This is a genomic window from Streptomyces niveus (genome assembly GCF_001723055.1).
Taxonomy (GTDB): domain Bacteria; phylum Actinomycetota; class Actinomycetes; order Streptomycetales; family Streptomycetaceae; genus Streptomyces; species Streptomyces niveus.
The window spans coordinates 1-6,787 of record NZ_MDCR01000280.1 but is presented as its reverse complement, the minus strand read 5'-3'; the positions used below and the strand labels follow the sequence as shown (position 1 = coordinate 6,787).

The 6,787-nt window shown below is 72.4% G+C and carries 4 protein-coding genes and 2 pseudogenes; 5 read left to right on the top strand and 1 reads right to left on the bottom strand.

Going from position 1 to position 6,787, the window contains the following annotated elements; translation table 11 throughout:
• Positions 1-70: 70 nt before the first annotated feature.
• The 5 genes and pseudogenes from BHU15_RS28055 to BHU15_RS28035 all read left to right on the top strand — a co-directional run.
• On the top strand, positions 71-2,347 hold the full coding sequence (locus BHU15_RS28055) for a tetratricopeptide repeat protein (RefSeq protein ID WP_438284989.1): 2,277 nt from the start codon (positions 71-73) through the stop codon (positions 2,345-2,347).
• 142 nt (positions 2,348-2,489) lie between these two features.
• Positions 2,490-3,605 (top strand): alanine dehydrogenase, encoded by a 1,116-nt coding sequence (gene ald / locus BHU15_RS28050; protein ID WP_069629727.1) that lies wholly within the window; start codon positions 2,490-2,492, stop codon positions 3,603-3,605.
• A gap of 369 nt (positions 3,606-3,974) precedes the next feature.
• On the top strand, positions 3,975-5,099 hold the full coding sequence (locus BHU15_RS28045) for a ParA family protein (protein ID WP_023542675.1): 1,125 nt from the start codon (positions 3,975-3,977) through the stop codon (positions 5,097-5,099).
• A complete protein-coding gene (locus BHU15_RS28040) occupies positions 5,096-5,686 on the top strand; it encodes a hypothetical protein (protein WP_069629725.1) in 591 nt (196 codons plus the stop codon). The genes BHU15_RS28045 and BHU15_RS28040 overlap by 4 nt, the downstream gene beginning before the upstream one ends.
• 112 nt (positions 5,687-5,798) lie before the next feature.
• Positions 5,799-6,674: pseudogene (locus tag BHU15_RS28035) on the top strand (segregation and condensation protein A); the annotation flags it as partial.
• On the opposite strand, the pseudogene BHU15_RS41610 reads toward BHU15_RS28035, so the two are convergent.
• Positions 6,596-6,787: pseudogene (locus BHU15_RS41610) on the bottom strand (segregation/condensation protein A); the annotation flags it as partial. The pseudogenes BHU15_RS28035 and BHU15_RS41610 sit on opposite strands and share 79 nt — an antisense overlap.

The window sequence follows — 6,787 nt, the reverse complement described above, 5'->3', positions numbered from 1 at the left end:
GCCCGCTCCGCGCGGTGACGCGGCGTCAGGGGGCTCGCCAACCGCGGTGCCGGGTGCGGATCGAGTGGCGATGGGTGGGGTCGTGGAGGAGACGGTTCCGGTCGGGGCGGACGGTGGCCCCGGCGGGGGAAGTGGTGCGCGTGCCGAGTCGGGGCCGCCCGGCGTCGGGATGCAGCGGACCGAGCGCGAGCAGGCGGGGCCGCCGACAAGTGGCGTTGCCGCCGGCGGGGGGAGCGGTGCCCGTAGCGAGTCGGGGTCGCCCGGTGCCGGTACGAGAGGCGAAGGGCAGGTGGGCCCCCCGGTCGGTGCCGTTCGCGCGGCGCCGGCGGAGGCGGGGACCGCCCGGGTACGGGTGGGGGCCCCCGAGCCCGCCCGGTGGTTCTTCGGCCGGCAACGGGAGTTGAAGGCCCTGCACGGCGACATCGAGCGCGCCGGGCTCAACACCATCGCCGGGCGCAGGGCCGCGCACACCCGGGTGCTGCTCATCGCCGGGCAGAGCGGGTCCGGGCGGACCGCGCTGGCACGGGAGCTGGCGCGGCAGGTGGGGCGGCGGTATCCCGACGGGGTGCTGCACATCCGGCTCACCGAGCCCGGTGGGGAGCCCGTACCCGTCGAGCGGACCGCGCGCGATCTCCTCGGAGGGTTCGGCATCGACGTGCCGCCCGGGGCCGCGGACGACGAGATGTCCGAGATGGTGCGCGAGGCACTCGCCGTACGACGCGTCCTGCTCCTGCTCGACGACGCCCACGACGCCGAGCAGGTCGACCTCCTGCTCCCCGAGAACCCGGACTGCCTCGTCGTCGCCGTCGCGCGCGGTCCCCTCACCGGCATCCCCGACATCCGCCCGTGCACCATCGGCGGACTGGACGCCAAGGCCGCGATGGAACTGCTCGGCACCTTCACCGGGTCCGTACGCATCACCGTCGACCCGCAGGCCGCCGAGTCCCTCGCCGAGGAGTGCGGCGGGCAGCCCGCCGCCATCGCCCTCGTCGGCGGCTGGCTCGCCACCCATCCCAGGGTCTCGGTCGCCGACGTCGCCAAGCGGCTGCGCGCCGTCCCCGAGGACCTCGGACAACCGCAGGGCTCCCGCCTGTTGGCGCGCGCCTTCCGGTTCGTGTACGAGGACCTGCCGCCGTCCACCGCCGGGATGCTGCGCCTGCTCTCCCTCGCCCCCGCCGGACTCGCCGACGCCCACACCGCCTCCGCGCTGGCCGGCTGTTCCGTCTCCGCCGCCGGGGCCGCCCTGGACGACCTCGCCGCGCTGAACCTGCTGCGCCCGGTGGGGGACCAGTTCGAGATCGTCGGCGCCCTCGCCCCTATGACGCGCGCCCTGATGGCGGCCAAGGACCGGCCCGCCGAGGTGCAGCTCGCCAGGGCCCGGATGCTGGAGCGGACCGTACGGCTGCTCCAGTCCTGCCGCGCCGTCACCGAGCCCGACGGTTCCCCGGCCCGTAAGAAGCTCGCCGCGCTGCCCCGCGCCGTACGCTTCCCGACCACCGGGGCCGCCGCCGACTGGCTGACCTCCCGCAGGCCCGCCCTCCTCGCGTCCGCCCGGCTCGCCGTGGCCGACGGCGAGCTGGACACCCTCGCCCGCAGGCTGGTCTCCGCCCTCGTCCGGGCGCTCGCCGCGCACCAGGGCACGGACGCCGCCGCCCCGGACCTGTACGGGCTCCACCAGCTCGTCCTCGGCGTCGCCGAGCGCCAGGGCCTGCACCGCGAGGAGGCCGCCGCCCTGCTCAACATCGGCGATCTGGACGCCCGGTCGGGCCGTACGCACGACGCGCTGGCCCGCTACCGGGCCGCCCTGGACGCCGGACGGGCCGCGAACGACCACTACGCCACCGGCCGCGCGATGGAATCCGTAGGCGGCGCCTACCAGGAACTCCAGGACTGGCACCGGGCCGCCGACTGGTACGGCCGCGCCCTTGAGCAGCGGCTCAGCCGGGGCGAGCGGGCCGACGAGGCGCGGCTGTACGGGCGGCTCGGCACCGTCCACACGTACGCGGCCCGGTACGGCGAGGCCCTGCGCCACTGGCGCGCCGCCGCCGCAGGCTTCCGCAGGCTCCAGGACCTCCCCGGCCAGGCGCGCGCGCTCAGCGAGGCGGCCAGGGTCCAGGAGTACGCGGGCCGCCCGGAGGAGTCGCTGCACACCTGCCAGGAGGCCGTGGAGTACGCGCGGCTGGCCGGCGACACCCGGCTCCAGGCCGCGCTGGAGCTCCGGCTCGCGGACACCCTGGACCGCCTCGGCGACCCGACGGCGGCCCGACTGCACCGTCACGCCTCCGATCGACTGCTGGGAACGGACTCCTCCACCTACGAAATCCGTAGCACCTCGGCTGAAGGTTGATGCTTTGCAAGGCTAGACAGCGGGAAGTCCTTCATTAGACTGGCTCTGTCGTAACCGGCAACGATGCCTTCCGATGCGCCGCGCGCGTATGGGTTTGGGGGGCATTGCCCGAGTAACCCCTGAGCCAAGGACCGTGATCATCGTGCTCGTCGGCATCCCCCGCGAGGTCAAGAACAACGAGTTCCGGGTGGCCATCACCCCCGCCGGAGTGCACGAGCTCGTGCGCCACGGTCACCAGGTCGTCATCGAGCGGGACGCCGGCGCCGGCTCCTCGATCACGGACGCCGAGTTCACCGCCGCCGGCGCCGAGATCCTGCCCACCGCCGACGCCGTCTGGGCCACCGCCGACCTCGTGCTGAAGGTCAAGGAGCCCATAGCCGAGGAATACCACCGCCTCCGCAAGGACCAGACCCTCTTCACGTATCTGCATCTCGCCGCCTCCCGCGAGTGCACCGACGCCCTGCTGAAGTCCCGCACGACCGCCATCGCCTACGAGACCGTCGAGACCGCGAACCGCCGTCTCCCGCTGCTCGCGCCGATGTCCGAGGTCGCGGGCCGGCTGGCCCCCCAGGTCGGCGCGTACCACCTGATGCGCTCGGTCGGCGGTCGAGGCGTGCTGCCCGGCGGCGTGCCCGGTACGGCTCCGGGCCGCGCCGTCGTCATCGGCGGCGGCGTCTCGGGCTGGAGCGCCACCCAGATCGCCGTCGGCATGGGCTTCCACGTGACCCTGCTCGACCGGGACATCGACAAGCTGCGCGAGGCCGACAAGATCTTCGGCACGAAGGTGCAGACGATCGTCTCCAACACGTACGAACTGGAGCGCGCGGTCGTCGAGGCGGACCTCGTCATCGGGGCCGTGCTCATCCCCGGAGCGAAGGCGCCGAAGTTGGTCACCAACGCGCTCGTGGCCAAGATGAAGCCCGGAAGTGTACTTGTCGACATTGCAATCGATCAGGGTGGCTGCTTCGAGGATTCGCACCCCACCACGCACGCCGACCCGACCTTCCGGATCCACGACTCGGTCTTCTACTGCGTCGCCAACATGCCGGGCGCCGTACCGAACACCTCCACCTACGCGCTGACCAACGCCACGCTTCCCTACATCGTGTCGCTGGCCAACCTCGGCTGGATCGAGGCGCTGCGCCGTGACCCGGCGCTGGCCAAGGGCCTCAACACCCATGACGGGCAGGTCACTTACGGTTCCGTCGCCGAGGCCCACGACCTCCCGTACACCGAACTGGCCACCGTTCTCGCCTGACCCGTCAACGGCGTCCGTCAACCTCGCGCCACCGGCCGGATCTTGCTCGGCAAGGTCCGGCCGGCTGTGTGTCCCGCCACTTCCGGGCCCGCGCTCAACTCGCCTCGAACGTAACCCTTTAACCCTTATCGACCCGTGTGGCGTGCCTCGACAGAGGGCTGCGCGCCCTTGACACAAGGGTGTTCGGTTGCCGACACATCGGGCCGGGTCCGGCGGATTGTGTTGCTGCGGAGTGGTGACACGCCATAGAGTCGCCAACCGTCGGCATGGTGCCACGCTGACCTATCGATAAGTTTCCTGGTCACGTCCAAGGAGGTAAGACGACTTGTGAATGAGTCGACATTTACTCCCGGGGGTGGTCAGCCAGGAATGCCCGCGCTGGGCCACCGGAGCCCGTCGTCCGGGCTAGAGGCCGTCGGCTCCGTCGCTGTCCGCACCTTCACGACCCATCAGCACATGACGACAGCCCACCAGACGATGGACGGCCAACACGTGAACGCCATGGCCGGCAACGAGAGTGGCCGAGAGTCCACCCACTTCGCCGACTTCGACGAGGTGCCCGAGGGGCACTTCTACGACCCCGACGCCGAGTACGAGCCCGACCCCGAGTACGCGGCCACCCTCGCCCCCGACGCCGCACGCCAGCGCCGCGAGCGAATCGGCCCGACCGGGCGTCCCCTGCCGTACTTCCCGATCCCCGGCCCGGTCACCGACCACGGCCCCGCGAAGATCATCGCGATGTGCAACCAGAAGGGCGGCGTCGGCAAGACCACGTCGACCATCAACCTGGGCGCCGCGCTCGCGGAGTACGGACGGCGGGTGCTGCTCGTCGACTTCGACCCGCAGGGCGCGCTGTCGGTCGGTCTCGGTGTCAACCCGATGGAACTCGACCTCACGGTCTACAACCTGCTCATGGAGCGGGGCATGTCGGCCGACGAGGTGCTCCTGAAGACCGCCGTGCCCAACATGGACCTGCTCCCCAGCAACATCGACCTCTCGGCCGCCGAGGTGCAGCTGGTGAGCGAGGTGGCGCGGGAGTCCACGCTCCAGCGGGCGCTCAAGCCGCTGATGCAGGACTACGACTACATCGTGATCGACTGTCAGCCCTCGCTCGGTCTGCTGACCGTGAACGCGCTGACCGCCGCGCACAAGGTGATCGTCCCGCTGGAGTGCGAGTTCTTCGCGCTGCGCGGTGTGGCCCTGCTGACGGAGACCATCGAGAAGGTCCAGGAGCGGCTCAACCCGGAGCTGGAGCTCGACGGCATCCTCGCCACGATGTACGACTCCCGCACGGTGCACAGCCGCGAGGTCCTGGCGCGCGTCGTCGAGGCATTCGACGACCACGTCTACCACACGGTGATCGGCCGGACCGTGCGCTTCCCGGAGACCACGGTCGCCGGTGAGCCCATCACCACCTACGCCTCCAACTCCGTCGGCGCCGCCGCCTACCGCCAGCTCGCCAGGGAGGTGCTCGCCCGGTGTCACGCCGAGTGAGTCTGCCCGGGGCCGACGAGCTGTTCCGTACGACCGGGGGCATGGCGCTCCAGGCTTCCTCACCGGGGGACCGGCGGCGTACCGCGAACGGTGAGCCACGGGTCCCGGCACCGGCCCAGGAGGGCGACCAGGGCGCCGAGCAGGCGGGTGCCGCGAAGGCGGCGGCACCGGCACCGGCCCAGGAGCACTCGGCGACGGAGGCGGACGCGTCGGCGACGTCCCGCAGTCGCGCCCCCGAGAAGGAGCAGCAGCGCAGGCCCCAGGGGTCGCAGGACAGCGGCAGCGGTGGCGGCGGTGGCGGTGGCGGTACGCCCACCGTCGGCCAGCAGGGCGGACAGCGCCGCAGAGGGGGCCGCGGGGCCAACCGCCGCCCCAGTGGCCGCGAACGGCACGACGAGAAGATCACGGTCTACGTCTCCGCCGAGGAGCTGATGGACCTGGAGCACGCGCGACTGGTGCTGCGCGGCGAGCACGGGCTGGCCGTGGACCGGGGGCGGATCGTCCGCGAGGCGGTCGCCGTGGTCCTGGCCGACCTGGAGTCGCGCGGCGACGCGAGCATCCTCGTACGGCGCCTGCGCGGGCGCTGAAGGTAGCCTGGGGCGCGCTTCGGAAGTCGCGTCCGGCTCACGGGCGGACGACGCCACTTCGGAAGCGCGCCCCAGGCGGGCCGAGCCCGCTCCTCCCGCCTCCAGGACCGCCATGCCGCCGACCGACGACTCCACCGCCCGCTCGCCCCGCCGTGCGCTGGGGCGCGGGCCGGGGGCGGGCGGCGCGGCGGCGGAGCCGGTGGTGGCCGAGCCCGTGGTCGTGGAGCCGGTCGAGCCGCCGCCGGTGCTGCCCGGGCCGACGCCCGAGCCGGAGGTCGTACGCGTACCGGAGCCGGAGCCTGAATCCGTACCGGAGCCCGACGCGGAGTCCGGACCCGAGCCGGAGTCCGTACCCGAGCCGGAAGCCGTATCCGAGCCCGAACCCGGCGCCGAGCCCGAACCCGAGCCCGACGACGGGCGGTTCACCGTTCGGCTCGCGAACTTCGAGGGGCCCTTCGACCTGCTCCTCCAGCTCATCTCGAAGCACAAGATGGACGTCACCGAGGTCGCGCTCTCCAAGGTCACCGACGAGTTCATGGTCCACATCCGTGCCATGGGCCCCGACTGGGACCTCGACCAGACCACCGAGTTCCTGGTCGTCGCCGCCACGCTCCTCGATCTGAAGGCCGCGCGCCTGCTGCCGTCCGCCGAGGTGGAGGACGAGGGCGACCTGGCGCTGCTTGAGGCCAGGGACCTGCTCTTCGCCCGGCTGCTCCAGTACCGCGCGTACAAGCGGATCGCCGAGATCCTCAGCGAGCGGCTGGACTCCGAGTCGCGCCGCTACCCCCGCACCGTCGGCCTGGAACCGCACCACGCCGCCCTGCTCCCCGAGGTCGTCATCAGCATCGGCGCCGAGGGTTTCGCGAAGCTCGCGGTCAAGGCGATGCAGCCCAAGCCCAAGCCGCAGGTCTACATCGACCACATCCACGCGCCGCTCGTCTCCGTCCAGGAGCAGGCGGGGATCGTCGTGGCGCTGCTGCGGGCGGCCCGCTCCCGGTAGAGCTCCAGCAGCGCGAGGAAGCGCGCCACGACGGTCAGTGTGTCCGGGGCGTCCGCGGCGAGTGTCGCGAAACTCACCTCGCGGGCCGCCCGCAGCAGCGC